The organism is Caminibacter profundus (assembly GCF_054657155.1).
Window position 1 is genome coordinate 138152 of sequence record NZ_BAAHXC010000003.1, and the last position, 26869, is coordinate 165020.

General features: G+C 28.5%; 27 protein-coding genes. 13 read left to right on the forward strand and 14 right to left on the reverse strand.

Features of this window, described 5'->3' with window-relative positions; genetic code table 11:
• Nucleotide 1 precedes the first annotated feature (1 nt).
• A complete protein-coding gene (gene tsf / locus ACYQ1U_RS08620) occupies nucleotides 2–925 on the forward strand; it encodes a translation elongation factor Ts (protein ID WP_459886866.1) in 924 nt (307 codons plus the stop codon).
• 4 nt (nucleotides 926–929) lie between these two features.
• On the opposite strand, the gene ACYQ1U_RS08625 is transcribed toward tsf, so the two are convergent.
• Nucleotides 930–3272 (reverse strand): PAS domain-containing hybrid sensor histidine kinase/response regulator, encoded by a 2343-nt coding sequence (locus ACYQ1U_RS08625; protein WP_459886868.1) that lies wholly within the window; start codon nucleotides 3270–3272, stop codon nucleotides 930–932.
• A gap of 49 nt (nucleotides 3273–3321) precedes the next feature.
• Between ACYQ1U_RS08625 and ACYQ1U_RS08630 the strand changes: the two genes are divergently transcribed.
• Together ACYQ1U_RS08630 and fliR are read left to right on the forward strand one after the other, a co-directional pair.
• Nucleotides 3322–3963 (forward strand): ABC transporter ATP-binding protein, encoded by a 642-nt coding sequence (locus ACYQ1U_RS08630; RefSeq protein ID WP_459886871.1) that lies wholly within the window; start codon nucleotides 3322–3324, stop codon nucleotides 3961–3963.
• A gap of 84 nt (nucleotides 3964–4047) precedes the next feature.
• Nucleotides 4048–4815, forward strand: a complete 768-nt coding sequence (gene fliR / locus ACYQ1U_RS08635; protein ID WP_459886874.1) for a flagellar biosynthetic protein FliR — start codon at nucleotides 4048–4050, stop codon at nucleotides 4813–4815.
• 139 nt (nucleotides 4816–4954) lie between these two features.
• On the opposite strand, the gene ACYQ1U_RS08640 is transcribed toward fliR, so the two are convergent.
• Nucleotides 4955–5488 carry a phospholipase D-like domain-containing protein gene (locus ACYQ1U_RS08640; RefSeq protein ID WP_459886876.1) on the reverse strand — a complete coding sequence of 178 codons (534 nt, stop codon included), beginning with the start codon at nucleotides 5486–5488 and terminating at the stop codon, nucleotides 4955–4957.
• Nucleotides 5489–5534: 46 nt separating this feature from the next.
• Between ACYQ1U_RS08640 and ACYQ1U_RS08645 the strand changes: the two genes are divergently transcribed.
• Genes ACYQ1U_RS08645 through ACYQ1U_RS08660 form a run of 4 tightly spaced genes read left to right on the forward strand, consistent with a single transcriptional unit; the run spans nucleotide 5535 to nucleotide 9588 of the window.
• Entirely contained in the window at nucleotides 5535–6854 is a 1320-nt protein-coding gene (locus ACYQ1U_RS08645; RefSeq protein WP_459886879.1) for a hypothetical protein, read from the forward strand.
• Nucleotide 6855: 1 nt separating this feature from the next.
• The gene (gmk, locus tag ACYQ1U_RS08650; protein ID WP_459886882.1) at nucleotides 6856–7485 is read left to right on the forward strand and encodes a guanylate kinase; all 630 of its coding nucleotides are present in this window, start codon (nucleotides 6856–6858) and stop codon (nucleotides 7483–7485) included.
• A complete protein-coding gene (gene argS / locus ACYQ1U_RS08655; protein ID WP_459886884.1) occupies nucleotides 7485–9107 on the forward strand; it encodes an arginine--tRNA ligase in 1623 nt (540 codons plus the stop codon). Before gmk ends, argS begins: the two co-directional genes overlap by 1 nt.
• A gap of 19 nt (nucleotides 9108–9126) precedes the next feature.
• Entirely contained in the window at nucleotides 9127–9588 is a 462-nt protein-coding gene (locus ACYQ1U_RS08660; RefSeq protein ID WP_459886887.1) for a 2-thiouracil desulfurase family protein, read from the forward strand.
• Here the strand turns inward: ACYQ1U_RS08660 and rsfS are convergent.
• Entirely contained in the window at nucleotides 9577–9903 is a 327-nt protein-coding gene (gene rsfS, locus ACYQ1U_RS08665; RefSeq protein ID WP_459886889.1) for a ribosome silencing factor, read from the reverse strand. The genes ACYQ1U_RS08660 and rsfS overlap by 12 nt on opposite strands.
• Entirely contained in the window at nucleotides 9896–10420 is a 525-nt protein-coding gene (nadD, locus tag ACYQ1U_RS08670; protein ID WP_459886892.1) for a nicotinate (nicotinamide) nucleotide adenylyltransferase, read from the reverse strand. The genes rsfS and nadD overlap by 8 nt, the downstream gene beginning before the upstream one ends.
• A 38-nt stretch (nucleotides 10421–10458) precedes the next feature.
• On the opposite strand from nadD, the gene gap reads away from it, so the two are divergent.
• The 5 genes from gap to ACYQ1U_RS08695 all read left to right on the forward strand — a co-directional run bounded on the left by gap (nucleotide 10459) and on the right by ACYQ1U_RS08695 (nucleotide 15393).
• Nucleotides 10459–11439 (forward strand): type I glyceraldehyde-3-phosphate dehydrogenase, encoded by a 981-nt coding sequence (gap, locus tag ACYQ1U_RS08675; RefSeq protein WP_459886895.1) that lies wholly within the window; start codon nucleotides 10459–10461, stop codon nucleotides 11437–11439.
• Between the two features lie 61 nt (nucleotides 11440–11500).
• On the forward strand, nucleotides 11501–12715 hold the full coding sequence (locus tag ACYQ1U_RS08680) for a phosphoglycerate kinase (protein WP_459886897.1): 1215 nt from the start codon (nucleotides 11501–11503) through the stop codon (nucleotides 12713–12715).
• Nucleotides 12712–13398 carry a triose-phosphate isomerase gene (locus ACYQ1U_RS08685; RefSeq protein WP_459886900.1) on the forward strand — a complete coding sequence of 229 codons (687 nt, stop codon included), beginning with the start codon at nucleotides 12712–12714 and terminating at the stop codon, nucleotides 13396–13398. Before ACYQ1U_RS08680 ends, ACYQ1U_RS08685 begins: the two co-directional genes overlap by 4 nt.
• Complete coding sequence (gene fabI / locus ACYQ1U_RS08690) at nucleotides 13395–14171, forward strand: enoyl-ACP reductase FabI (protein ID WP_459886903.1); 777 nt, start codon at nucleotides 13395–13397, stop codon at nucleotides 14169–14171. Before ACYQ1U_RS08685 ends, fabI begins: the two co-directional genes overlap by 4 nt.
• A 115-nt stretch (nucleotides 14172–14286) precedes the next feature.
• A complete protein-coding gene (locus ACYQ1U_RS08695; RefSeq protein WP_459886906.1) occupies nucleotides 14287–15393 on the forward strand; it encodes a major outer membrane protein in 1107 nt (368 codons plus the stop codon).
• 261 nt (nucleotides 15394–15654) lie between these two features.
• Here the strand turns inward: ACYQ1U_RS08695 and ACYQ1U_RS08700 are convergent, their stop codons facing one another.
• The 9 genes from ACYQ1U_RS08700 to rbp form a co-directional block, all read right to left on the reverse strand.
• The gene (locus ACYQ1U_RS08700) at nucleotides 15655–16290 is read right to left on the reverse strand and encodes a Crp/Fnr family transcriptional regulator (protein WP_459886909.1); all 636 of its coding nucleotides are present in this window, start codon (nucleotides 16288–16290) and stop codon (nucleotides 15655–15657) included.
• 65 nt (nucleotides 16291–16355) lie between these two features.
• Nucleotides 16356–17609: a homoserine dehydrogenase gene (locus ACYQ1U_RS08705; protein WP_459886912.1), complete on the reverse strand. Its 1254-nt coding sequence runs from the start codon at nucleotides 17607–17609 to the stop codon at nucleotides 16356–16358.
• Nucleotides 17602–18813 carry an LL-diaminopimelate aminotransferase gene (locus ACYQ1U_RS08710; RefSeq protein ID WP_459886915.1) on the reverse strand — a complete coding sequence of 404 codons (1212 nt, stop codon included), beginning with the start codon at nucleotides 18811–18813 and terminating at the stop codon, nucleotides 17602–17604. Before ACYQ1U_RS08710 ends, ACYQ1U_RS08705 begins: the two co-directional genes overlap by 8 nt.
• Nucleotides 18810–19589 (reverse strand): hypothetical protein, encoded by a 780-nt coding sequence (locus tag ACYQ1U_RS08715; protein ID WP_459886918.1) that lies wholly within the window; start codon nucleotides 19587–19589, stop codon nucleotides 18810–18812. The genes ACYQ1U_RS08710 and ACYQ1U_RS08715 overlap by 4 nt, the downstream gene beginning before the upstream one ends.
• The gene (locus tag ACYQ1U_RS08720; RefSeq protein ID WP_459886921.1) at nucleotides 19586–20383 is read right to left on the reverse strand and encodes a helix-turn-helix domain-containing protein; all 798 of its coding nucleotides are present in this window, start codon (nucleotides 20381–20383) and stop codon (nucleotides 19586–19588) included. Before ACYQ1U_RS08720 ends, ACYQ1U_RS08715 begins: the two co-directional genes overlap by 4 nt.
• Entirely contained in the window at nucleotides 20373–21038 is a 666-nt protein-coding gene (locus ACYQ1U_RS08725; RefSeq protein ID WP_459886925.1) for a TrmH family RNA methyltransferase, read from the reverse strand. The genes ACYQ1U_RS08720 and ACYQ1U_RS08725 overlap by 11 nt, the downstream gene beginning before the upstream one ends.
• 211 nt (nucleotides 21039–21249) lie before the next feature.
• Nucleotides 21250–22035 (reverse strand): 16S rRNA (cytidine(1402)-2'-O)-methyltransferase, encoded by a 786-nt coding sequence (gene rsmI / locus ACYQ1U_RS08730; protein ID WP_459886928.1) that lies wholly within the window; start codon nucleotides 22033–22035, stop codon nucleotides 21250–21252.
• Entirely contained in the window at nucleotides 22036–22236 is a 201-nt protein-coding gene (gene rpmE / locus ACYQ1U_RS08735; protein ID WP_459886931.1) for a 50S ribosomal protein L31, read from the reverse strand.
• Between the two features lie 237 nt (nucleotides 22237–22473).
• Entirely contained in the window at nucleotides 22474–22725 is a 252-nt protein-coding gene (rbp, locus tag ACYQ1U_RS08740) for an RNA-binding regulator (protein WP_459886934.1), read from the reverse strand.
• 95 nt (nucleotides 22726–22820) lie between these two features.
• On the opposite strand from rbp, the gene ACYQ1U_RS08745 reads away from it, so the two are divergent.
• Nucleotides 22821–23270 carry a DNA polymerase III subunit alpha gene (locus ACYQ1U_RS08745; RefSeq protein ID WP_459886937.1) on the forward strand — a complete coding sequence of 150 codons (450 nt, stop codon included), beginning with the start codon at nucleotides 22821–22823 and terminating at the stop codon, nucleotides 23268–23270.
• Between the two features lie 77 nt (nucleotides 23271–23347).
• Here the strand turns inward: ACYQ1U_RS08745 and dnaE are convergent, their stop codons facing one another.
• A complete protein-coding gene (gene dnaE, locus ACYQ1U_RS08750) occupies nucleotides 23348–26770 on the reverse strand; it encodes a DNA polymerase III subunit alpha (protein ID WP_459886940.1) in 3423 nt (1140 codons plus the stop codon).
• Nucleotides 26771–26869: the final 99 nt, after the last annotated feature.

The window sequence follows — 26869 nt, forward strand, 5'->3', positions numbered from 1 at the left end:
AATGGCAAATATTACAGCAGCAATGGTAAAAGCGCTTAGAGAAAAAACTGGTGCGGGTATGATGGATTGTAAAAAGGCTCTTGTTGAAGCTGAAGGTAATGAAGAAAAAGCAATTGAAATATTAAGAAAAAAAGGTCTTGCAAAAGCTGCTAAAAAAGCAGACAGAAATGCAGCTGAGGGAAGAGTTGAAATTTATATTACTCCAGATTACAAAAAAGGAAGTATTGTAGAAGTTAACTGTGAGACAGACTTTGTGGCAAAAACTGATGAGTTTGTAGAGTTTACTGAAGAAATTGTAAAAACTGTAAACGTAAGTGATATTGCTGATGTTGACAGTCTATTAAAAGCTTCTTTTGGTGAGGGAACTTTTGAAGAAGAATTAAAAGTTAAAATTGCAAAAATTGGAGAAAATATTGTTGTTAGAAGAATTGCTACTATTAAAGCACCTGATAATGGTATAGTAAATGGATATATTCATGCAGGTGGGAAAGTTGGTGTACTTGTAGCAGCGGCTTGTGACAAACCTGAAACTTGCGAAGCAATTAAAGATACACTTAAAGATATTGCTATGCATATTGCAGCAATGAAACCTCTTTATCTAAATCCAGAAAGTGTACCAGCTGATGTGATTGAAAAAGAAAAAGAGATAGCAAAAGAACAGTTATTAAAAGAAGGTAAACCTGAAAATGTAATTGATAAGATTATTCCAGGTAAAATTAATAAATATTTTTCTGAAGTTTGCTTAACAGAACAAGAGTATGTAAAAGCTGAGAAAAAAGAAAGCGTAGCAGAAGCTTTAAGTAAAGCTGCAAAAGCTGCTGGTGGAGAAGCAAAATTAGTTGATTTTATTAGATTTGAAGTTGGTGAAGGACTAGTAAAAACTGGTTGTAATTTAGCAGATGAGGTTGCAGCAGCTTTAAAATAAGCTGCTAAATCTCTTTTTTTAATTCTTTTAAACTTTTTTCAATTACTTTTATAGAATCTTCATAATTAGTGTCTTCTTTATTTAATGCTTTTTTCATTAGTTTTGTTGAAACTTCGTAAATATCATTTATTTCTAATGCTCCAGATGAACTTTTTAAATTATGAAAAATTTCATACAGTTTTTTATAATTTTTATTTTCAATTGCAACTTTTAGTTCTTCTAAAGTATTTTGAGTATTGATTATAAAGGTATTTAGAATGTCTTTTGTTTGGTCTATTGAAAAATTAAATTTTTTAGAAATTTTAGTTTTAATTGAAGTCGATGATTTCATATATTTGTTTAGTATGTTTATTAAATTTTCCATATCTATTGGTTTTGATAAATAGTCATCAGTGTATTTTAAGAATTTTTTGACATCTTCTTCAAAAGTGTGAGCAGTAACTGCTATGATTGGGACTGATTTTTTTTCTTTGATAATCTTTGAAGCTTCAATACCATCTATTTTTGGCATTGTTACATCCATCAGAATTAAATTATAATAATTTTCTAATGCTTTTTTTATAGCTTCTTCACCATTTATAGCAATATCAATTTCAAGTCCAAGTTTTTCAAGTATTTCTTTTAAAAATAACCTATTAAACTCATAATCCTCAGCAATTAATATTTTACCTTTAAATTGAACTGATGTTGTTTCTTTTTTTTCATAGTGATATAGAAGATAATAAGCAGTATATAAATAGTTTTCATTATCATCGATTAAAATTGCATTTAATTCTTTTGCAGTATTTTCATTAGTAGTTAAGATAATAGAAGTATTTTTGTTTATTTTTATATTAAATATAGATAGAAACTCTTTTAATTCTTTTTCATAAATATTATTTATTAAAGCAACTTCTTTTATTTTGTCTTTTAGTTTTAACTGATTACAAATTGTAGGTGTTATTTTAAAATAAAACTCACTTCCTTTGTTTACTTCACTTTTTACTTTTAATTTTCCTCCCATAAGTTCAACAAGTTTTGAGCTTATTGTAAGTCCAAGACCAGTACCACCAAATTTTCTTGTAATTGTATTATCAGCTTGAAGATATGCTTCAAAAATTTTTGGCAGTTTTTCCTTTGGTATACCTATACCGGTATCAATTATTCTAAAAGTAAAATCTTTTTCTAATATTAGTGTAACTGAGCCACTTTTAGTAAATTTAATAGCATTATTTAAAAGATTTATTAATATTTGTCTAAGTCTAATTGGGTCAGTTAGTATACATTCTTCAGATGTATTTATAATTAACTTATATTTTAAGTTTTTTTTCTTAGCTAAAGGTTTTAAAGTATTAAAAGTTGAAATAACTATATCATAAATATTTGTAGGAATAAATTCAAGAGTCATTTTCCCACTCTCTATTTTAGAAAAATCAAGTATCGTATTTACTATATTTAAAAGAGTGTCAGCTGAAGTTTGAATATTCATTAAATATTCTTTTTGTTTTGAATTTAAATTTGTATCTTGCATTAAAGTTGAATATCCTATTATTGAGCTTAGAGGTGTTCTTATTTCATGAGAGATATTTGCAAGAAATAGACTTTTTAACTTATGTATCTCTTCTGCTTTTTTTCTGGCATTTTCAATTTCTGTGATATCAGTTAGTGTTATTATTGAATAAATATCATTTTTTAGTTTAAAATGTTTTACATAAAGTAAATATGTTTTGCCTTTTATTAATACTTTTAAAGTCTTATCAGAAAATTTAATATCCCAATCTTTATCATTTGTATAAAAATGTCCTTCTTTTTTTTCAAAAAGACAATGTAAGGCTTTATATTTTTTTTCAAATTCTTTTAAATTTTTTACATTGAAGGTTTGCAAAAATCTTTTATTTGTTTTAAAAGGTTTTAAGTTTTTTCTTATTAAGATAAGATTATTTGTATTGTTAATTATATTTGTAAGCAGGGTCTTTTCAAGAGCGAGTTTATTTTTTATATTCATAAGTTCAGTTATATCTTGCCGAAAAGAAACATAATATAAGTTTTTTCCTTTTTCATCTTTAATAGGAGCAATAATTGTTTTTACATAGTAAGTAGAACCATCTTTTGTTTTATTTTTTAATTTTCCTTCCCAAATTTCACCACGTTTTATAGTATCCCATAACTCTTTAAATACTTTTTTAGGAACACTTGGGTCTCTTACTATACTATGGGGTTTTCCTATTATTTCTTTAGATTTAAATTTGCTTATTTTGCAAAAATTTTCATTTGCATAAGTAATTATGCCTTTTAAATCAGTCTCAGTTACTATAAAAGTTTTATCTAAAATATCTAGATATTGTTTTGATATAGAATATTTTTTCAAAAAAAGTCCTTTTTTATTATAATTATAATAAAAATTAAAAAAGGCCGTTATGTTAAAAGCTTGTAATCTAAAACACTCTTTTGATTATTTACTTTTTGAGAATGTAAATTTAGAAGTAAAACCTAAAGAAAAAATAGCAATAGTTGGCAGTAGTGGTAGTGGAAAATCTACTCTTCTTCATATTCTTTCAACTTTTTTAAAGCCAAATGAAGGAGAAGTTTTTATTGAAAATCAGAATATTTATAAATTAAAAGAAAAAGACTTGATTGAGATTAGAAAGAAAAAAATAGGGATTATTTTTCAATTTCATTATCTTTTTAATACATTTAGTGCACTTGAGAATATAGAAGCTGCTGCAATTTTAACAGGAGAGAAAATAGATTTTGAATTGCTTGAAAGACTTAAAATAAAAGATGTTTTGCATCAAAATATCCAAACTCTTTCAGGTGGTCAGCAACAAAGGGTGAGCATTGCAAGAGTTTTGACTAAAAAACCAAAAATTATTTTTGCAGATGAACCAACTGGGAATCTTGATAAAGAAAATGCCGAGGAGGTTATTAGTGCGCTTTTTGAATATTGTGATGAGAATAATGCAAGTTTGATAACAGTAACTCATGATATGGATATTGCTAAAAAATTTGATAAAGTTTATACGTTAAAAAACAGAAAGCTAATATTAATTGAGAATTAGTTATTGGTATATTAGTATATTTGTTATTCCAATCAACAAATATACCAGTAACCAATACACTAATAACCATATAGAAAGGTTAAGGTGGATATAGTAAAATTACTTGATCCTATAAATACTGTAACTTTTTTACTTTTGTTTATTAGAATTTCATCTTTTATGAGTTTTTTACCTTTTTTTAATTATATGAATATTCCAATAACAGCAAAAGCTACATTTAGTTTATGGCTTGCTATTCTTTTTTTTCCAATAGTGCCTAAAGTTACATTTGAAATAAATTTATTAAACTTAATATTAGCTATTCTTAATGAAGTTGCTTTTGCTTTTTTTGTCTCAATGGCTCTTCAGATTGTATTTGATGTTTTAAAATATGCAGCTGAACAAGTAAGTTTTGTTATGGGATTTACAATGGCAAATGTAGTTGACCCTAACTTTGGGACTCAATCTACAATTTTATCACAGTTTTTTATATGGATTGCAATTTTAGTTTTTTTAAGTTTTGGAGGTGATCATTTAGAAATTTTGATGTTAAGTCGTTTTATGCAAGATTTGCCTTTTGGAGCGTTTTTTAATTATCATAATGTTTATGAATATTTTGTGAGTTTTATGTATAAGTACTTTTTAGTGGGAATTGCTTTAGCTTTTCCAATTTTAGCTATTTCTCTTATGAGTGATATTATTTTTGGAATGATTATGAAAACTATGCCTCAGTTTAATCTTTTGGTAATAGGGTTTCCTATTAAAATTTTTGTATCTTTTTTAGTTCTAATAGCTATTATTTCAAGTATGATGGTGGTATTTGAAAGAGAAATAAAAGAGGCTTTTAAAATGATTTTGCATTTTGTGTTATAGTGTATAAGGTTGTAGAGGTTAGTAGAGGTTAGTAGAGGTTAGTAGAGGTTAGTAGAGGTTAGTAGAGGTTAGTAGAGGTACTGACACTAATTTAATATCCATATTACCTCTATTACCTCTATTACCTCTATTACCTTTTTCAATTGGTATAACCAGTTACCCTATATGAAGTTGAAATATGTTTTAATTTTTCAAAAAAAGTATTAAAAGCTTCTATTAACTCTTTATCTTTTTCTATTATAATATATTCGTAGTTTTTATAAAAAGCACTATATGAGTAGTTTGCACTTCCAATTATTAAATATTTGTTATCTATTATAGTTAATTTAACATGCATTTTTGCTTTATCCCCATTTTTATAACTTTTCCCACTAAGAAGTTTTATTTTTATGTTTTTTATAGTAGCTAGGTTTGGGATTACACTATATTTATATTTTGCTTCTTTTTTATCTGCTATTATTGTGACTTGTACTTCTTTGTTAGCAGCAATTTTTAGAGCACGTGCTAGTTTTTTGTCTGTAAATGTATATATTGTCATTTTGATATTTTTATGAGCATGTGATAGTAAATAAAATAATCTTTTATGTGCTATTTCCCCATCCATTGGCATAAAATAAACTTCTTTTGCAAAAGCTATAAGAATAAAAGCAAAAAAGAAAATTACTTTTTTCAAAATTCGTCCTTTTTTAATATAATTATAATAAAAAACAAGGCCTGCTATGAAAATTTTACTTATAAGTGAAAATCCTACTATTCAAAAACTTTTTAAACTTAGTGCCGAAAAAAGAGGTGATGAGATAGACGTTGGCGGCAATGACTATATTCCTGAAGCAGATTTTGATTTAGTTTTTATTGATAAAGAATTATATAATGATGAATTACTTAAAAATTTAAAAAATTTGTATTTAGATGCAAAATTTATTTTAATTCATAGTAAAAATGAAGAAAAGTTGCCAGGATTTGATGAGTTTTTGACCAAGCCATTTTTACCTACTGATTTGATAGAGATTATTGAAAAGATATCTTCAAATGACATTGAAGAATTTAATGATGAATTAGATGATATTGGTGATTTAGATATAGAAAATTTAGACGATTTAACTGATTTAGATGATGAGGAAGGAAGTATTGATGATGTTTTTGTTGATGATGAGGAGCTTAGTGTTGAAAGTTTAGATGAAGAGCTTGAGGATGATTTTGAAATAAATGCAGATGAATTATTAAAAGAAGATGTTAATAGTGAGAGTATAGACATTGAAGATATAGTTGAAGAAAAGGGGCTTGAAGAAGAAATGGAAACAAAAGAAAATATAGATGAGAACTTTTCTATAGACGAATTGGATGAAGAAGTTTTTGAAAATATAGATGATTTAGATGAAAAAAAAGAAGATAAAGATTTAGAAGAAGATAGCATAACAGATAATAAAGAGTCTATTGACGAGATATTAGATGAAGATATTAGTTTAGATGAAATTCAAGATTTAGATAGTGAAAATAGTGAAGAATTAGTTTCATCTGATTTTGAAGAAAAAAGCGAAGAAAATATATCTTTGGAAACAGAAGATGAAAATATAGAACTTGAGAGTGAACAAGCACAAGAAGAGGAAATTGCTGATAAAATTGATGAAGATATTAATTTAGATGAAATTCAAGATTTAGATAATGAAGGAGAGTTAGCTACATCTGATATTGATGAAGATTTAGAAGACAGTGTTACACAAGATGTTAGTGATGAATTAGATGAATTGAGTGAAATTGAAAAACTTGATAAAAAGGCAGTTGCTGAAGCTTTAGGAGAAGAAATATCAGAAGAAGAAAATAAAAAATTTCCAGAGGAAATTGGGAGTGGTGAATTAAGAATGGATAATAATGAAATAGAAAACGAAGAAGTTCCAAGTTCTAAGTTCCAAGATCAAAGTGATCCCGAAGAAAATATTAGTTTACAAGAAAAAACTCTTGGAAACATTTTAAATATTAATTGGGAAGAACTTAAAAAATCAAAAGCGAAAGTTACAATTACTATTGATTTTGGAGGATAATATGGAATATTTGAAAGTAAGTGGAAGTATTTTTGTAGTTTCAGGGCCAAGTGGAAGTGGAAAAACTACTTTAGCGAGAAAAGTTTGTGAAGAATTAGGTAATAAGGCATACTTTAGTATTTCAACAACAACAAGAGCAAAAAGAGATGGTGAAAAAGATGGAGTGGATTATTTTTTTGTAAGCAAAGAAGAATTTTTAAAAGATATTAAAGAAGGATATTTTCTTGAATGGGCTGAAGTTCATGGGAATTTTTATGGAACTAGCAAAAGACAAATTAATAAGGCTTTAAGTGAAGGAAAAATAGTATTTTTAGATATTGATGTTCAAGGACATGAAGCAGTAAGAAAAGCATATCCTGATATAGTAACAAGTGTATTTGTAACCACTAAAGATAATCAAACTCTTATTGAAAGACTGAAAAATAGAGGAACAGAAACTGAAGAGTCGCTTAAGGTTAGAATGATAAATGCATTAAACGAAATGAATAAAATACGTGAATATGATTATCTTTTGATAAATGATGACTTCAACGTAGCAAAAGAGTATCTAAGAAGTTGTGCTTTAGCTTCTTTAATTAAAACTAGTAAGTATGATTTAGATAAATTTATTAATTATTGGAAAGGAAAGTGATGAAACAAAGAGTTGCAGAGATTTTTAAAGAGCATTTAGGAGAGAATCCTCCTATTAATAAACCTAAACAAAAAGAGTTTGGTCATTTTGCAGTACCAATTTTTAAATATGCTAAAGCTAATAAACAAAATCCAGTAGAATTTGCAAAAAATTTATGTGAAAAGCTAGCAAATTTAGAAGAGTTTGAAAGTATTGAACCATTAAGCGGGTTTGTTAATATTAAACTTAGTGATAAATTTTTAGATGAGTTTGCAAATAAAGTATTAAATGAAAAAGAAAATTTTGCTAAAAATGAAAGAGATGAAAAGATACTTCTTGAATACATTTCAGCCAATCCAACAGGGCCTCTTCATATAGGGCACGCTAGAGGAGCAATTTTTGGTGATTCAATAGCTAGAATAGGTAGACATATTGGATATAAAATCACTACTGAATATTATGTAAATGATGCAGGGCGACAGATAAATTTACTTGGTCTTTCAATTTATCTAACTGCTAGAGAAATTTTAGGACTTGAAGTAATTTGGCCAGATGAATATTATAGAGGCGAATATATAAAAGATTTGGCTCAAATTGCTGTTGATGAGTTTGGAGAAGATTATTTTAAAACACCAGTTGAGATTGTTGAAGTTGACGGAAAAAAAGAAGCAAAATTTAATGATGAGGTTCTTAGCCTTTGGGGTAAAGATAAAATGCTAGAAGAGATAAAAAAAGATATTGAAGCTCTTAATGTAGTGCCATTTGATAATTGGGTAAGTGAAAGAAGTTTATATAAATACTGGGATGAAGTAAAAGAAATTTTAGAAAAAAATAATGCACTTTATGAAAAAGATGGAAAAATATGGCTAAAATCATCTGAATATAAAGACGAAAAAGATAGAGTTGTAGTAAGAGAGGACGGTAGACCTACATATCTTGCAGGAGATATCATATATCACTGGGACAAATTTAAAAGAGAATACGATAAGTACATAAATATTTGGGGTGCTGATCATCACGGATATATTGCAAGGGTTAAAGCTGCTATTAAATTTTTAGGTTTTGATCCAGAAAAACTTGAAATTCTTCTCTCTCAAATGGTAAAACTTCTAAAAGGCGGAGAGCCTTATAAAATGAGTAAAAGGGCAGGGAATTTTATATTAGTTAGAGATGTAGTTGAAGATGTAGGGGCTGATGCTCTTAGATTTGTGTTTTTAACAAAAAAAGCTGATACTCATCTTGAATTTGATGTAGATGATTTAAAAAAAGAAGATAGTTCAAATCCAAGTTATTATGTAAATTATGCACATGCAAGAATTCGCTCAATTTTTAGAAATAAAGGAATAGAGTATGAAGATGTGGCAGGGGTTGAATTAAAAGATTTAACACAAGATGAAAAAGATTTATTGTTTTTAGCATTGCAACTACCTTATATTTTAGAAGATGCATTTAATTCAAGAGAACCTCATAGATTAACTAACTTTTTGATAGATTTAGCTAGTGAATTTCATAAGTTTTATAATAAAAATAAAGTAATAGGAAGTGATAGAGAAAGCAAAAGATTAAAAATATTAGCAGTTGTTGGAAGTATTATTAAACTTGGATTATCTCTTCTAGGAATTAATGCAAAAGAGAGAATGTGATACAAATTGAAAATGCTCAATGGAAAATGGAAAATTAAGGATTGTAATTGAAAAAAAAGCAATGATAAGTAAGTGTATGCTTGGAGAGGCTTGTAGGTATGATGGAAAATCTAAGCCTCTGCCAAAAGAGATTTTAGAAAAGCTAGAAGAAAAATATGAACTCTTTCCTTTTTGTCCAGAGGAAGTAGCACTTCCAACTCCTCGCCCTCCTGCAAGATTTGTTGGCGATAAAATTATTGATATAAATGGAGTTGATAAAACAGAGGCTTTTTTAAAAGGAGCTAGAGTTGCTCTTAGAATATGCAAAGAAAATGATATAAAATTTTTTATAGGAAAAGAGAAGTCTCCAAGCTGTGGGGTTAGGAAAACTAGTGCTTATGTGAATGGGTGTGAGTGCAAATGCGATGCCCCCGGACTTACGAGTAAAATATTAAAAGAAGAGGGGATAGAGCTTATAAGTGAGTGGGATTTAACCTCTTAATTTCTCTTTTATTTCTTTTAAGAAACTATCCATTTGATATTTTGCTCTATATTCTTCACTCATGAGATGAATTAAAACATCACCTAAATCAATAACAGTCCAATCATCACTCTCATCAACTCCTAAAAAGGTTTCTCCTAAAGGTTTTAGAGTTTTTTTAAGGTGATCTAATAGGGCTTTTGAGTGTTTATCTGCCATTGTCGTAGCAACTACTACATAATCTACAAAATAATCTGTATTTCTTAAATCATAATCAATTATATCTAGAGCTTTTTTCTCATCAAGTAGCTCTTTTATTTTTGCAATTCTATCCATAAAACTCCTTTATCTCATTTTCTATTTTTTTTGGTAGATATTGAAATTTTCCATTTCTAATTTCTGTTGAGCTAATTGGGATATTTACTTTTATTATTTTATTTATGTTGTGCTTCTTTAGAAGATTTTCATCAATATTACCCCTAGTAGCTACTACGAATTCTACCATATTTTTTAATTCATCTATGTTTTTCCACTTATGAAGTGTATTTAGATTATCACTTCCTATTATAAAGTAGTTAGGATTAAATATTTTTACTGTTTCAATTGTAAAAACTGGTCTATTTTGCCTAATTTCAAAATCACTAACTTCAACTTTATCAAAGTCTTTAAAAACTTCTTTTAACCATTTTAGCCTAGTTTCAGAAGGTGCTAAAAATTTATGCTTTAGTGGATTTAAGTAATTTGGCATAATTATTAGCTTATTAATGTCTAAAAAATCAAGTGCTTTTTTAACAACTTCAATGTGTCCCATATGTACTGGGTCAAAACTTCCTCCAAAAATTGCTATTTTCATACTGAAATTTTACTATAATTTCATCAAAAAGGCTTTAAATGAAAATAGCCATTAATGGATTTGGAAGAATTGGAAGAAATGTAGTAAGAGCACTTTTAAATAGAAGTGATATAGAACTTGTTGCAATAAATGATATTATGCCAATTGAAATAGCTGCATATTTAATAAAGTATGATACTATTAGAGGAGATATAGAGGCTGAAATTTTAGATGAGAATACTTTAAAAATAGGACCTCATTTTGTAAGCTATTCAAGTAAAGAAACACCGTTTAAATGTGATTTTAGTGAAGCTGATGTAGTTATTGAAGCTACAGGGAAATTCTTAAGTAGTGATTTAGCTAAAGGACACTTAAAAGGAAATGTAAAAAAAGTTATCATTTCAGCCCCAGCAAATGATGATACTCCAACATATGTTTTAGGAGTTAATCATAATGAATATAAGGGTGAGAGCATAATCTCAAATGCATCTTGTACTACAAACTGTTTAGCTCCAATTGCAAAGATTCTTGATGAGAATTTTGGAATTGAAAAGGGATTTATTACCACAATTCATAGCTATACGATGGATCAAAAATTACTTGATGCACCAAATTTAAGAGATATTAGAAGAAGTAGAGCTGCTGCTAGTAATATTATTCCAACTTTTACAGGTGCTGCAAAGGCAATTTATAAAGTATTACCAAGCTTAAAAGGTAAACTTGATGGAAGAAGTGTAAGAGTACCTGTAGCTAACGTTTCGCTTATGGATTTAGTAGTGGAATTAAAAAAAGATGTCACTTCAAAAGAGATAAACGAACTAATTGAATTTCATTCAAAAACTGATTTAAAAGGAATTCTAGGAATTGATAATGAATATTTAGTTAGTAGTGATATAAATGGTAGAAGTGAAAGTAGTATAGTTGCTCTTGATTTAACACAAGTTAATGGAGATTTAGTTAAAATTTTCTCTTGGTATGATAATGAGTGGGGATACTCAAATAGATTGCTTGATATGGCTAAGTATATAATGAAGAGTTGAGGATTTAGGTTTTAGGAAAAACTACAATATTAGCTATAATTTTAAATAAAAAAGGAGAAATATGAAACTTAATTCGCCAAAAGATTTACCTTTAAAGAATGGAGATAGAGTATTTGTAAGATGTGATTTTAATGTTCCACTTGATGAGTTTGGAAATATTACAGATGATAGAAGAATAATAATGGCTCTTCCTACTATTAAATATCTTCTTGATAATGAGTGTAAAATAGTAATAGCATCCCACCTTGGGCGTCCAAAAGGCGAGTTTAATGAAAAATATTCTCTAAAACCTGTAGCAAAAAGATTATCTCACTTATTAAAGCAAGAGGTAATAATGGCAAACGATGTAGTAGGACCTGATGCAAAAGAAAAGGCATCTAATCTTAAAAATGGAGAGATTTTACTTCTTGAAAATGTAAGATTTGATAGTCGTGAGACAAAAAATGATGAAGGTTTTGCAAAAGAATTATCTGAATTTGGGGATTTTTATATAAATGATGCATTTGGAGTAAGTCATAGAGCTCATGCTAGTGTGGAAGCTATTACAAGATTTTATGATAATAGTAAAAAGGCAGCTGGATTTTTACTTCTTAAAGAGATAAATTTCTTTCATAAACTTCTTGAAAATCCTATAAGACCATTTGTAGCAGTGGTTGGAGGTAGTAAAGTTAGTGGTAAATTACAAGCACTTATAAATCTACTTCCAAAAGTGGATAAAATGATTATTGGTGGTGGAATGGCTTTTACTTTTCTAAAAGCTTTAGGATATAATGTAGGAAACTCTTTAGTTGAAGATGATTTAATTGATGAAGCACTTAAAATTATGGCAGAAGCAAAAAGACTTGGAGTTAAGTTTTATTTACCAGTGGATATTGTAATAGCAGATAAGTTTGCAGAAGATGCAATGGTTAAGTATGTAACTTCTCAAGAAATTCCAGATGGATGGATGGGGCTTGATATAGGACCTGCGAGTGTAAGGCTCTTTGGAGAAGTTTTATGGGATGCACAGACAATTCTATGGAACGGTCCTATGGGTGTGTATGAAATGGATAAATTTAGTAGAGGAACATTTAAAATATCTCATGAAATTGCAAGAAGTCATGGTATAAAAGTTGTAGGTGGAGGAGATACAGCAGATGCAGTTCAAAGGGCTGGTGATGATGAAGAGATGACGTTTATTTCAACTGGTGGAGGCGCTAGTTTAGAACTACTTGAAGGTAAAAAACTTCCTGGAGTTGCTGCACTTGAAGTTTCTGATAAAGTGAGTTGTCTATGATAGTAGCAGCAAATTTTAAAATGAATAAAACAAAAAAAGATACTATTTCTTATTTAAAAGATTTAAAAACAATAGATTTTGGAAATGTAAAAGTTGCTGTCTTTCCACCATTTACGGCGTTGTTAGAAGATGAGCTAATTGGAGCTCAAAATGCTTATCCTGAAGTAAATGGTGCATATACAGGTGAAATTGGGCTTGAGCAATTAAATGAATTTAATATAAAAAGAGTTCTTATAGGTCATAGTGAAAGAAGGTATGTACTTAAAGAATCTCAAGAGTTTATTGCTAAAAAATTTGAATTTTTTAAAAAACATAATTTTGAAATATTTTACTGTATTGGTGAACCAATTGAAATTAGAAAAAAAGGTACAGAAGCAGTAATAAATTATTTAAAAGAACAAATAGTTGGTATTGATTTAAAGTATGAAAAGTTAATCATTGCATATGAACCAGTATGGGCAATAGGAACAGGAATTAGCGCTAAGTTAGAAGAAATTCAAGAAGTACATGCTGAAATTAGAAAATTAACAAATAGACCTATTCTTTATGGAGGTAGTGTTAATCTTAATAACATAAAAAGTATTTTAGAAACTCCTAATGTTGATGGAGTATTGGTTGGTAGTGCTAGTTTAGATGTAGAAACTTTTAAAGAAATGATAGAAATTGTAAAGGAGATAAAATGATAATGCAAGGTAAAAGAGGTCTTATTATAGGAGTTGCCAATAATCGTTCAATTGCATATGGAATTGCAAAAGCGTGTAAAGCGCAAGGTGCTGAAATAATACTTACTTATCAAAACGATAAGTTAAAGCAAAGAGTTGAAAAGGTAGCAAACGAACTTGATGTTAAAAATATCTATCCACTTGATGTAAGTAAACCTGAAGAAATTGAAGCGTTAAAAGAAAGTATTCAAAGAGTTGGTAAACTAGATTTTTTAGTTCATTCAGTGGCTTTTGCTCCAAGAGAGGCTCTTGATGGTAAATTTATAAATACTAGCAAAGAAGCCTTTAGAATTGCAATGGATATTAGTGTTTATTCATTAATTGAGGTTGTGCAAAAGCTAGAACCGATATTAAATGATGGTGCAAGTATCTTAACACTAACTTATCTTGGAAGTGAGAGATATGTGCCTCATTATAATGTAATGGGAGTGGCAAAGGCAGCATTAGAGGCTAGTGTTAGATATTTAGCAGTGGATTTAGGTGAGAGAAATATTAGAATAAATGCCTTAAGTGCTGGTCCTATTAAAACACTTGCAGCAAGTGGAATAGGGGACTTTAGTGAAATTTTAAAATATAATGAAAAAAATTCGCCTCTTAGAAAAAATGTCACAATTGATGAGGTTGGAAATTCAGCAATGTATCTATTAAGTGATCTCTCAAGTGGGGTAACTGCAGAAGTTCATTATGTAGATAGTGGGTATAATATCATGGGAATGCCTTTGTATGAAAAATAGTTACAAATACTTAAAAATATATTAAAAAAGACACAAAAATAACACAAAACTATTTGATTTTTCAAAAATTTGTCGATATAATTGTATGACAAATAAAAAACTTAAAGGAGAGAGAATGCTAAAAAAATTATCTTTAGCAGCTTTAATAGCAATGGGAGGAGTTAGTTTTGCAACTGCAACTCCATTAACTGACGCGATTAAAAATGTTGATTTTGGTGGATATTTAAGATTAAGAGTATACAATGAAAGTGATAAAACATATACTCAAAGATACAGAACTACTGCACTATTTAAATTTAGTGTACCTGTAAGCGAAGAGTTAAAGTTCAATACAGCTTATGCTTTTGATTGGAATATTTATAGTGATGGTACTACAGATGGAAGCAATCTTCCTGCTAACGCAAAATTCTTTTTACAATATAGTGCAAATGGATTAAATGCTATTGTTGGTAAAATTCCTGTAGCAACACCTATTACTGCAACAGGTGTAGGTGAAGCAACAGCAGCAGGTGCAATTGCAACTTATAAAGTAAATGATAATATTACAGTAGCGGCAGCTGGTCTTGATGCGATGGTTGGACTTGACCAAGTAGGGACAGGTGGAAACAATGTATATGCAGCAGCGGTTATTTTTGCTCAAGACAATATTAAAGCTCAAGCTTGGTATTTTAATGTAGATAATATGATTGATTCAGATGTTGTTCTAAGAGCTGATTATAAAATGGACAATATAGCTTTACATGCTGATTATGCTCAAGCAGATTTAACTAAATCAGCAGCAACTACATTAGGTGTAAATGATAAAACTCAAACATATTTCAATGTTTCAGCAAAATATAATCAAGATGCACTATGTGCACAAGTTGGTTATGCTCAAACTGGAAAAGATGGTGGTGTTGTAACACTTGATTCTGATTCACCACTTGCAGCAGTGCTTCCGACAGCACAAAAATATTATATTACTAACACAACTGACACAAACGCTGTATATGGTAAAGTAGGTTATTCTGTGGATAAGAAAACTAAAGTTTATGCTGCAGCAGCTGTGATTAATGATGATACAGCAGCTAATAAAGATTATCAAGAATATCAAGTTGGTGTTAAATATGCATATACTAAAAAAATGAATATTCACGCATACTATTCAATTCTTGATGGAAGCAATGGTGTGAAAAACGATGACAATAACGAAGCAAGGGTAGAGTTTAAATATAGCTTCTAATTCTTTTCCCTCCTTTTTTCTTTTTTTAAAGTGGTTAATTTGTGTGTTAGTTATTGGTATATTGACAATTAGTTATTAGTAATTTGTAATTGATTATATGTTCTTAGGGGTCAGGACTTTACTTTTAACTTTTCTAAATCTAAGTTTAGCCCCGCATAAAATAGTGAGCAGTGAGTGGTGATTAGTGTGTAGTGATTTTTTTGGAATCGCACCTTTGCGCGCCTATTTTACTACTTACTACTCGCTACACACTATTCACTACTATTGTAGTTTTTCTTTTAACTTTTCACAATCAAGAACTTTTATAGATTTTTCACAGTAGCAAATAATTTCTTCTTGTTTTAGTCTGCTTAAAATTCTGCTAAGAGTTTCAGGTGACATATTTAGCTCTTTTGCCAAAAGATATTTTTTCTTTTTTACAAATTTTTTAGGGAAATTAAGGAGTGTATATATGACTCTTTGGGTAGTGTCATATTTTTGAAGTTTATTGAATTCAATTTCTTGTACTATTTGATTACTAAGCATTTTTATTATTTTATCACTAAAGGGAGAAGTTGAAATATATTTTTTAAATTTTTCGTAATCTATTATTATTATTTCAGTTTCACTTTCGTTTTTTGAATTTAGGCAATATGGTTTATTTTGTATTTGAGAAATTAGGCCAAAAATATCTCCACAGCCAAATTGATTTTTTGGGATTATATTACCTTTTAAATCAACATCATACATTAAAACATTACCTTTAACTATGCCATAAAAATATCTTTTTTTTTCTCCTTCATAAAATATTATTTCATCTTTCTTATAACTTTTAATAAAAGAAAAAGATGCAATTTCTTTTAGAGTGTTTTCGTCTATATTAAAAAAAAGAGAAATTTTTTTTAACTTATCTATCATTAACACTTAACTCTCCACTTTCAATTATACTAATTTGCTAATAAAAATACACAAATTAACTTTTTTTAATCTTCTATTCTTATATAATTTATTTGTTTTATAACAAAATTTAGTTTTTGAATTTGGTTTATTGCTTTTTTTATTTCTTTTTCTTTACATTTATGAGTTGCAAAAAGAAGTTTTACAAAACCGTTTCTCGGTTTTTGAAGGAAACTTTCTATTGATATATTATTTTTTGCAAGTATTGAAGCTATTTTTTCAAGTACTCCTATTTCATCGTTTACTGCAATTCTAAGGTAATATTTACTTTCAATTTCATCAATTGGTTTAAGAGTTAGTTTTTCAATTTCTAGAGGTATTTTATATCCTAACATTGGATTTATATTACCTCTTGCGATTTCTATTATATCGCTAATAACAGCGCTTGCCGTTGCATCTCCTCCAGCACCTGGACCATAATACATCGTCTCTTTTGCAACATCACCAATTACACTAATTGCATTCATAACGCCTTCCACTTTTGCTATCATCTGAGAAGATTTAATTAAAGTAGGATGAACTCTTAGTTCTACCTGAGAGGCTATTTTTTTAGCAATTCCTAAAAGCTTGATTTCATATCCAAATTCTTTTGCAAATTCTATGTCAGTGAGATTAATGTTTTCTATCCCTTCAATCAAAATATCTTCTGGCTTTGCATCAATGTTATAAGCAATACTTGCTAAGATAAGAAGTTTATGAGCTGCATCAAATCCTCCTACATCAAAAGTAGGATCAGCTTCAGCATAGCCTAGCTGTTGAGCTTCTTTTAAAACATCTTCGTAGTTTCTTCCTTTTTTCATTTCAGTAAGGATATAATTACAAGTACCGTTAATTATTCCTTTAATTTCTTTTATTTGATTTGCACTAAGTCCATCTCTTAATGCTTTTATTATAGGAATTCCGCCAGCAACACTTGCTTCATATTCAAATGGAGCTTTTGCTAGTTCCTCTAGCTCAAATCTATGATAAGCTAGAAGTGCTTTATTTGCAGTTACTACTGCTTTATTGTGATTTAGTGCATCTTTTACAACCTCAAAAGCTTCTTCAACTCCTCCCATAAGTTCTACTACTATATCAATTTCAGGGTCGCGAGTAACATCTTTGTAATCAGTTGTTAGTGGAATATTTACAAGTCTTTTTTTATTTAAATTTCTAACTACACCTTTTATAACTTTTATCTCTTTTCCAGCTCTAGCTTTAATTAATTCTTTATTTTTTTCTAAGTTTTTTATAACTGCTTCGCCTACTGTTCCAACTCCTACAATTCCTATCTTAACCATTGTTTTCCTTTAAATTTTTAAGAAAATATTTTACATTTTTTGCAGCTTGACGTATTCTTTTTTCATTTTCAATTAAAGCGATTCTTACATATTCATCTCCATATGCCCCAAAGCCTATTCCAGGACTAACGGCAATATGAGCTTCTGTAAGCAGTCTTTTTGAAAACTTAAGACTTCCAAGATGTCTAGCAATTTTAGGAATTTTTGCCCAAATAAACATTGTGGCTTTTGGTTTTTCAATTTCCCAGCCCGCATTAGCAAAACTTTCAATTAATACATCTCTTCTTTTTTCATATGTGTTTACTATGTCTTTCACTAAATATTGATAATCTCTAAGGGCTACTGTTGCCGCAACTTGAATAGGTGTAAACATTCCATAATCAATCCAAGATTTATATTTTTGAAGAGCACCTATTAATACAGGATTTCCAACCATAAAACCAACTCTCCATCCAGCCATATTATAGCTTTTAGATAATGTAAAACTTTCAATTGCTACTTCTTTAGCACCTTTTGCTTCAAAAATAGATGGAGTTTTGTATCCATCAAATGTAATATCTGCATATGCAATATCGCTAATAATGTAAAGGTTTTCTTCTTTAGCAAAATCTACTGCTTTTTGATAAAAATCTTTACTAACTGTTACAGTTGTAGGGTTGTGAGGAAAGTTAAGTACTAAAAATTTTGGTTTAGGTACAGCTTCGATCATTGCTTGTTTTAGACTATCAAAAAACTCATCTTCATTTAGTTCATATTTTTCATTATATGTAAGTTTAACTTTTCTAACACTAGCACCTGCTAGCATAAAAGCATATGAATGAATAGGGTAAGTAGGATCAGGAACAATAGCAACATCTCCTACATTTGTAATAGCTTGAGTAAGGTGTACATATCCTTCTTTGCTTCCCATAGTTACAACTGCTTCTGTTTCTGGATCAAATGTAACTGAGTATCTTCTTGCATACCAATTACATATAGCTTCTCTTAATTTATAAATTCCTTTGCTAACTGAATATCTGTGGTTTTTAGGTTTTGTGCTAGCTTCAATTAATTTATCAACAATTGGTTTTGGAGTAGGGCCATCTGGGTTTCCCATAGAAAAATCAATAATATCCTCACCAGCTCTACGTGCTTGAAGTTTTAGATCATTAATTACTGCAAATATATAATTAGGAAGTCTCTCTATTCTTTCAAAATGATTCATTTTATTCCTTTTATAAATATTCCTCTTTTTATATTTTCTTTTGCGTAATTATCTCTTATTTTTATGTATTTGCAAATACTAGGAATAGTAATTTTTATCTTTTTTTGAATATTATTTTTTGTAATAATATTTATTATATTTAAATTTTTATCATAAAATACTATATATGGATGCCATAAATCATATTTAGATGAGCTAATTAAAGCCTCTCTAAAACCATTAGTATTAAACCAATATTCTCCTTGAACGTTTAAGTATGCTTTTGTTTTATCTGAAATTTTAGGAGCATTTATTATTTCATTTTGACAGTCAATAAAATATTCAAAATTATTATTTATTTTTTTTATTTCAGTTACCATGCAACCATAATTTTGAATTTCATTTATAAAGTTTACAGGATCGATATGATGAGTTGATTGCATTTCTATAGTAATTTTATAAACACCGTTTTTTTCTATATTAATTGGGAAAAAATAGTAATATCCTAAATTTTTAAGACTTTTGTATAAAGTTAAGGTATTAAATATAGGATTATTGTTTTCAAATATAAAGCTAGGATGAATTATTTGTGGTTTTTTAAAGAAAAGTTCAATTAAACCATTTTCTTTTAGAATAGTTACTACTTCTTGAATTGTTGAAACATTTTGGTCGTTTATTACTGTTTGAATTAGACCATGATATTCGTTAAACTTTTCTTTTCCTATTAAATTTATAATTAAATTATCAAATTTTGCAAAAGATAAAGTTACTATTAAAAAAAAAATTATTTTTTTCATGGTTTATAGCCTTTTTTTACATATGAAAAATTGCCTTCTTTGAATAGGATTCTTATTATTTTTTTTGTATTAGGTTCTATTATTTTATTTCCGTATTCAATTGTTAAATTTCCATGACCAAATTTTATAAAATAGTTGCTACCAGTTAAGGTTTTTGGTTTTGAAGTAAGAAACTCAAATGTTTTATTTGTATCAAGATTAATTGCTCTATACCATAATTTTTCTTTTGGTATTATAGTTATAGTTTTAGGAATTAGGAGTTTTTTTTCTGTAGAAGAATTACTTTTGTTTTTTGAAGATAAGTTACTTTCATTTTTAGAAGAATTATTTTCATTTTTTAAAGATGAGTTGTCTTCATTTATAACTGAAGAATTAATTTCTAAAGTATTTTTATTGTATATTTTTTCAAAGTTTGTAGTTGAGCTGTTTTGAGATGTAGTATTTATTTCTAATAGGGAGTTTTTAGATGAAGTTGTATATTTATAGATTATTGTTCCTGTGACTATAAGAAGAATAATTGCAAGTATAAATATTAAATTATTTTTTTCATTTTTTTCAGTATGAGTTTTTTCTTCTTTATAGGAAGTATTATAAACTTGATCATATTCTTCTATTAATTCACTTAAATCTATATTAAATTCTCTTTGAATAAGATTAATAAATCCAATAAATTTTACTCTTTGGACTTTATCATATTCTTTGTTTTTTATAAATCTAAGTGTTATTGGTGATATTTTTGTGCGTTTTGATATCTCTTCTAATGAATACTTTTCAAAAAATTTTTCAGCATTCATTTGTAATCCTATCTATCAAAATTCCAGTAGCAACTGATACATTTAATGAATCAAACTCTTTTTTCATTTCAATTGTAAGAATTTCATCTAATTTTGCTTTGACCTTTTTACTAAGTCCTTCTCCTTCATTTCCCATTATAAGAGCTATTTTTTCTTTTTTTGTAATTTTACATTTTCCTCCTAAATCTGCACCAATTAATAGATAATTTTTTGTTTTTAAGATGTTTATAAGTTCTAAAATATTATGAAAAACAACTATTTTCATATCAAGTGCTGCACCAGCACTTGTTCTTATCACTCTATCCCATTTTAATTCTTTTATTCCAGTAATTATCAGTAGATCAATGCCAAGTGCATAAGAAGTTCTAACTATTGCTCCTATATTTCCCATATCTGTTACATTATCAAGAATTAAAATTCTTCTGCCTTCAATATCCCATTTTGGAGGAATAAAATCTATTTTTGCAAAAAAGCCTTGATGGTTTTGATTTTTACTTAATTTTTGTGCTAGCCTATTTTCTATAAATTTTATTTTAAAATTTCTAAATTTTTTTAATTCGTTTTTACTTAGCTTTTTTGCAATTAGTATTTCTTTAACAATATTAGGATGTTTTTGAATAATATATTCTACGACTCTTTTTCCATAAACTATCATAAATGTATTTTATCAAAAAAAGTGAGAATATACTAATTAGTACTGACTAAATAAGTTCAACAAAAGAGCAAATTTTTTAACGCTCAATAAAAGTTAAAAAGCATTAACTCGCTACGCTCAAACAGAATGCTTTTTTTAACGCCTTTATTTCGCTAAAATTTGCAATTGTTTCACTTATTTAGTCAGTGTTTACTAATTAACCAATAACCAATCAACCCAATAATTCTTGGTAGATTTCTTTTGCGCTTTTTTTGCTGATTTTTGAGAGGAGTTTAGATTTTTCTTTTAAAGGGAGATTTAGTTCTAAAATATCTTCAAAAGTCAGTTCTAATTTTTGAGGCTTCTTAGTTTTATCTATTACTACTACCCATTCACCTTTTGTATTAGATAATTTAATATCTTTAGCTTTGCCTTTTATAAATGTTTCGTGCATCTTACTTATTTCTTTTGCTAAAAATATAACTCTATTAGGAGCTAATTCTTTTAATTCTTTTAGAAGTTTTTCAATTCTATGAGGAGATTCATAAAGTATGGAAATTTTATCGTTTTGTAAAATTTTTTTTAATTTTTCTAATCTTTCTTTTCCTTTGTGAGGTAAAAAACCAAAAAAACAAAATTCTCCCTCAAAGCCACTAGCTACATATGCACATAATGCCGCATTAGCTCCAGGTAAAACACTATATGGAATGTTGTGCTCTTGAGCAAATTGAATGAGTTTGCTTCCAGGGTCACTAATTCCTGGCATTCCAGCATCACTTACATAAATACAGTTTTTTGATTTTAAAATTTCTGGGTCAATGCTTTTTAATACTTTATTTTCATTATGTGAGTGCATTGAAATGAATTGTTTACTAAGTTGTATATCTAAAAGGTTTAGTAGCTTTTTTGTAACTCTTGTGTCTTCGCAAAAGATAATTTCTGCATTTTTAAGGGCTAAAAAAGCCCTTTTTGAAATATCGTCTAAGTTTCCTATTGGAGTAGGGACGAGTGTTAGCAATTAAGCAAGACCGTATTTTTTCTTAAATTTATCTACTTTTCCACCTCTGTCTATATTTCTTTCTTTACCAGTATAGAATGGATGGCACTCATTACAAACTTCAATTCTTAAAGTAGGTTTAGTTGATAAAATTTTAAAAGTATGCCCACAAGTACAACTTACAGTACATTCTACATATTCAGGATGAATACCTTTTTTCATTTTAATCCTTTAAGGTAAATTAATTAGTTTGAAATTTTACTTTTTTAATCTTAAAGTATGCTTAAATTAAGAAAAATATAAGGTAACACCAATGTAAAATAGACAATGCGAACGAAGTGAGTAGAGGTTGTATAGGTTAGTAGGGGTTGTAGTGGTTATAAAGGTTATAGCACTTTTACAACCTCTAAAACCTAAATTTCTCTGACACTTTATTTTTGTATTAAAAAAACCAAAAGATTAAGCTCTCGCTTCTCTTGGTCTAGCAACGTTTACTCTAAGTCTTCTACCTTGGAATTCTTTTCCATCAAGTTCTTCTATTGCAGTCTCTGCTCCACTTTCCATTTCGATAAAACCGAAACCTTTACTTCTTCCTGTTTCTCTATCATTGATTATTTTTGATGATAGTACTTCGCCGTATTGTGAGAATAATTCTTTAAGTTCATCGGCGCTTGCGTTATAGTTAATGTTTCCTACGTAAATTGTTTCCATGTAATTTCCTAAAATTTAAATTTGCACTGACATTATAGCGCTAAATTAAGAAAAAAGCAAATAAAATGTTAAAATTAAACAAAAAAAGGAAATTTATGGAAGATTTACAAATTAAAAAAAATTATTTTGAATTTAGAAATGCCCTAACTAAAGGGAATACTCAAGAAGCAGAAGAATCTTTCAAAAAAGCTTTTGAAGATGCATTTGCTTTGTATCAATTAAAATTATCAAATAATGAAAAGTTTGATTTAGAAAATGAAGAAGAACTTTTCGCAGTAGTTACATTATTTGACAATATGATAGGTTTTTGGAAAGAGGGTATGATTGATGAGGGAATAGCTTTTGCTGAATCAATGGTTGATTTGGTTACATCTGCTAAACTAAAAGAGATGTTTAAAGGATACTCTCTTGGGATGCAATCAGGTATCTCTTTAGATGAATTTATGAAAGAATATGTAGACTTAAGCAAAGTTGATGAAGAGTATCCTCAGTTTTTATGCAATTTTAAAGAAAAGATAAAAGAATTGGTTAATAGAGGTGAGTAGAGGTTAGTATAGGTTATGACTATACAACCTCTAAAACTTATAATACTCCTACTAACCCCTAATACCCCTAATACTTTCTAAATGTTGCATCTTAAATTAGTTTCAACTTTTAAAGAAAATCCAAAAGGCGTTTTTAAAAATAAAACTGCCCTTTTACTTCCCGGGTTTTTGGTAATATAATTATAAAGCTCAAGTAACTCTTCTTCATAATTTTCAGATAGTTCTTTTTCTATTAATACTGTTTCTTCTTTAATAGCAGCTTTTTCATTTTTTGCTTCAACTAAACTCATAAGTTTTCTACAAGTAATTCTTAAAAATTCTCCTACTTTATCTACTTGAGCTTTTATAGCAATTGGTTCATCAAGATTAAACTCATTAAGTTTTTCAAGATCTCTTTCAAATATCATAATATCAATTTTACCATGATAATCCATTAAGTTTGCTATAGCAAATTTATTACCTTTTTTTGATATCCTTACTTTCATTCCTTCAATTTTTCCTATAAAGAGAGCAACTTGGCCTATAATTTCTTCAATTTCGCTTGAGAGATTATATTTTATATCTTTTATAGCATCTTTATATGGATCAAGGGGATGGGCTGAGACATAAAATCCAAGTGTTTCATACTCTCCCTGGAGTTTGGTTTTCATATCAAATTCATTTGTTTCATTAATTTCTAAATGTTCACTTTTTTCTTCTACTTCCATATCAGCAAAAAGAGAATTAGCATGATTTATTGCATTTTTTCTATCTTCTATTCTTTTTTTAAATTCAAGAATTTTTTCAAGATTTTGAAGAAGAGTTTTTCTTGTATATCCAAATGAGTCCATTGCACCTGAACGGATTAATTGCTCAAAAACTTTTTTATTTACTTTAGAGGTATCAACTTTGAGTATAAAATCTTCTAAATCTTTAAATGGTCTATTATTAACAATACTTTCAATTGCTTTGCTTCCAACTCCTTTTATTGCACTAAGGCCAAATAGTATTTTATCGTTAGCAGGTGTAAATTCAGCATTTGATTTTTGAACATTTGGCGGCATTATTTCAATACCAAGAGATTTTGCTTCGTCTATATATTTTGCAATTTTGTCAGTATTGTCTGCCTCATATGTAAGCAGACTTGCAAAAAATTCGGTAGGATAATATGTTTTAAGCCAAGCAGTTTGATAAGTAATCATTGCATAAGCAGCTGAGTGGGATTTATTAAATCCATACCCTGCAAATTTTTCTATTAAATTAAATAATGCTTTTGCATTTTCATAAGAAAAGCCTTTTTCTTTTGCACGGGTTGCAAATTCTTCAGCATATTTTGCCATTAAATCAGCTTTTTTCTTCCCCATAGCTCTACGGATAATATCTGCTTCACCTAAGCTAAATCCACCAATTGCCTGAACTATTTGCATTACTTGTTCTTGGTATACAATAACTCCATAAGTTGGTTCAAGTATTGGTTTTAAGACCTCTTCAAATTCATCATAAAAATAGCTAATAGGTTTTCTTCCATGTTTCCTTTCGATATAATCATCAAGCATTCCTGCATCCATTGGACCTGGACGATATAGAGCTAGCATAGCAATTACATCTTCGAAATTACTTGGTTTAAGTCTTTTAGCTAAGTCTTGCATTCCATCTGATTCTATTTGGAATAATCCAAGTGTTTTTCCTGATTGAATAAGTTCGAATACTTTAGGGTCGTCAAGTGTCAAGTCATCTATGTTTATTTCAATATTGCGATTAATTTTTATATTTTTGATAGCTTTATCAATTACAGTGAGGGTTTTTAGTCCCAAAAAGTCAAATTTAATTAGATCAACTGGTTCTAAATAATTTAGAGAATATTGAGTAGTGTGAAATTCGTCATGTTCATCTTGTTTGTATAGAGGGGATTTATTCCAGAGTTTAGTATCACTTATAACTACACCTGCAGCATGTTTTCCTGTATTTCTTTTAAGACCTTCAAGAGATTCTCCAAATGAATAAAGTCTTTCATAAAGTGGATCTTCATTTATAATCTGAGCAATCTTACTTTCAAGATCTTTTGCCTTTTCAAGTGTAATGCCAAGTTGGTCTGGTATTAGTTTTACGAATTTATCAGCAGTTGAATAATCTATTCCAAAAATTCTTGCTACATCTCTAAGTACACCCTTAGCAAGTAAAGAACCAAATGTTATAACTTGTGCGACGTTTTCATTTCCATATTTTTTTTGTACGTATTCTATAACCTCATCTCTTCTTTCCTGACAAAAGTCAACATCAATATCGGGCATTGAAACTCTCTCAGGATTTAGAAATCTCTCAAAAAGCAAACCGTATTTTATAGGGTCAATATTTGTAATTTCAAGTACGTATGCAACTAAACTCCCAGCAGCACTACCACGTCCTGGACCTACTGGAATTTTGTTTCCATCACCTCTTAGATGACGGCTTGGGTCTTTTGCGTAGTTAATAAAGTCCCAAACAATTAGCATATATCCTGGAAATTTCATTTGCTTTATAATATTTATCTCATATTCAAGGCGTTTTTTATAAACTTCATGTAAATTTTCTGGAATTTTTTTTAGTCTCTTCTCAAGTCCTTGCCAGCATTTATACTCGAAATATTCTACATCGCTTTCAATATCAAGCCCTTCTTTTTTTGCATACTCTTTTGTAAATTTAAAGGTAGGAGGAGTTGGATTTCCAAGCGGGATTTGAATATCTATATCAGAGAAAAGTTTTTTATTGTTTTCAATTGCATTAGGTAAATTTTTAAAAATTTTCTCATACTCCTCTTTTGATTTTAAATAGTATTCTCCTATATCAAATTCTCTATGAATGTCATCAAATTGTTTGTTACTTTCAATACATTCAAGAGCATCTTTATAAATATAATCAAGTTTATCAAGATAATAAATATTTGATGAAGCTATTAAGGGAATATTTAACTCATTTGAGATATGAATCAAATCTTTTTCTATTAAAGACTCTTTAAAACTGTCTCTTCTAATTTCTAAATAAAGCTCATTTATATCTTGTTTTAGAAGTTTAGCAATTTCTTTTGCTTTTTCTATTCCTTTAGCACCATTTAAAACATTTTGTTCATCTAAGATATTTAAATGAAATCCTATTTCACTTTCCATCATAGGTAAAATTACGACTATATTATTTTGATTTTTTATAAGTTCTTCATAAGGCAAAATAGCAAGAGAACCTTTCATATGATATAAATAACTAATAGAGCTTAAATACATTAAGTTTTTATACCCTTCATAATTTTTTGCAATTAATACCATTCTAAATAGGTTATTATTTCTATTTATAAGAGCATCAATCCCGATAATAGGGTTTATTTCTTCTTTTTTACAGTTTTCATAAAACTCAATTGCGCTAAACATATTATCAAGTTCTGTAATTCCAAGTGATTTGTATCCATACTCTTTAGCTTTTTTTACTAAGTCTTTGATTTTTATTGATGAATGAAGAAGTGAATAGTCGCTATGGATATGAAAAGGTATCACTATTAGCCTTTTTGGTAGAATTATAACAATTTAAATGGTATATTGGTAATTGGTATATTGGTAATTGGTATATTGGTGAGTTGACATAATATTTTACAA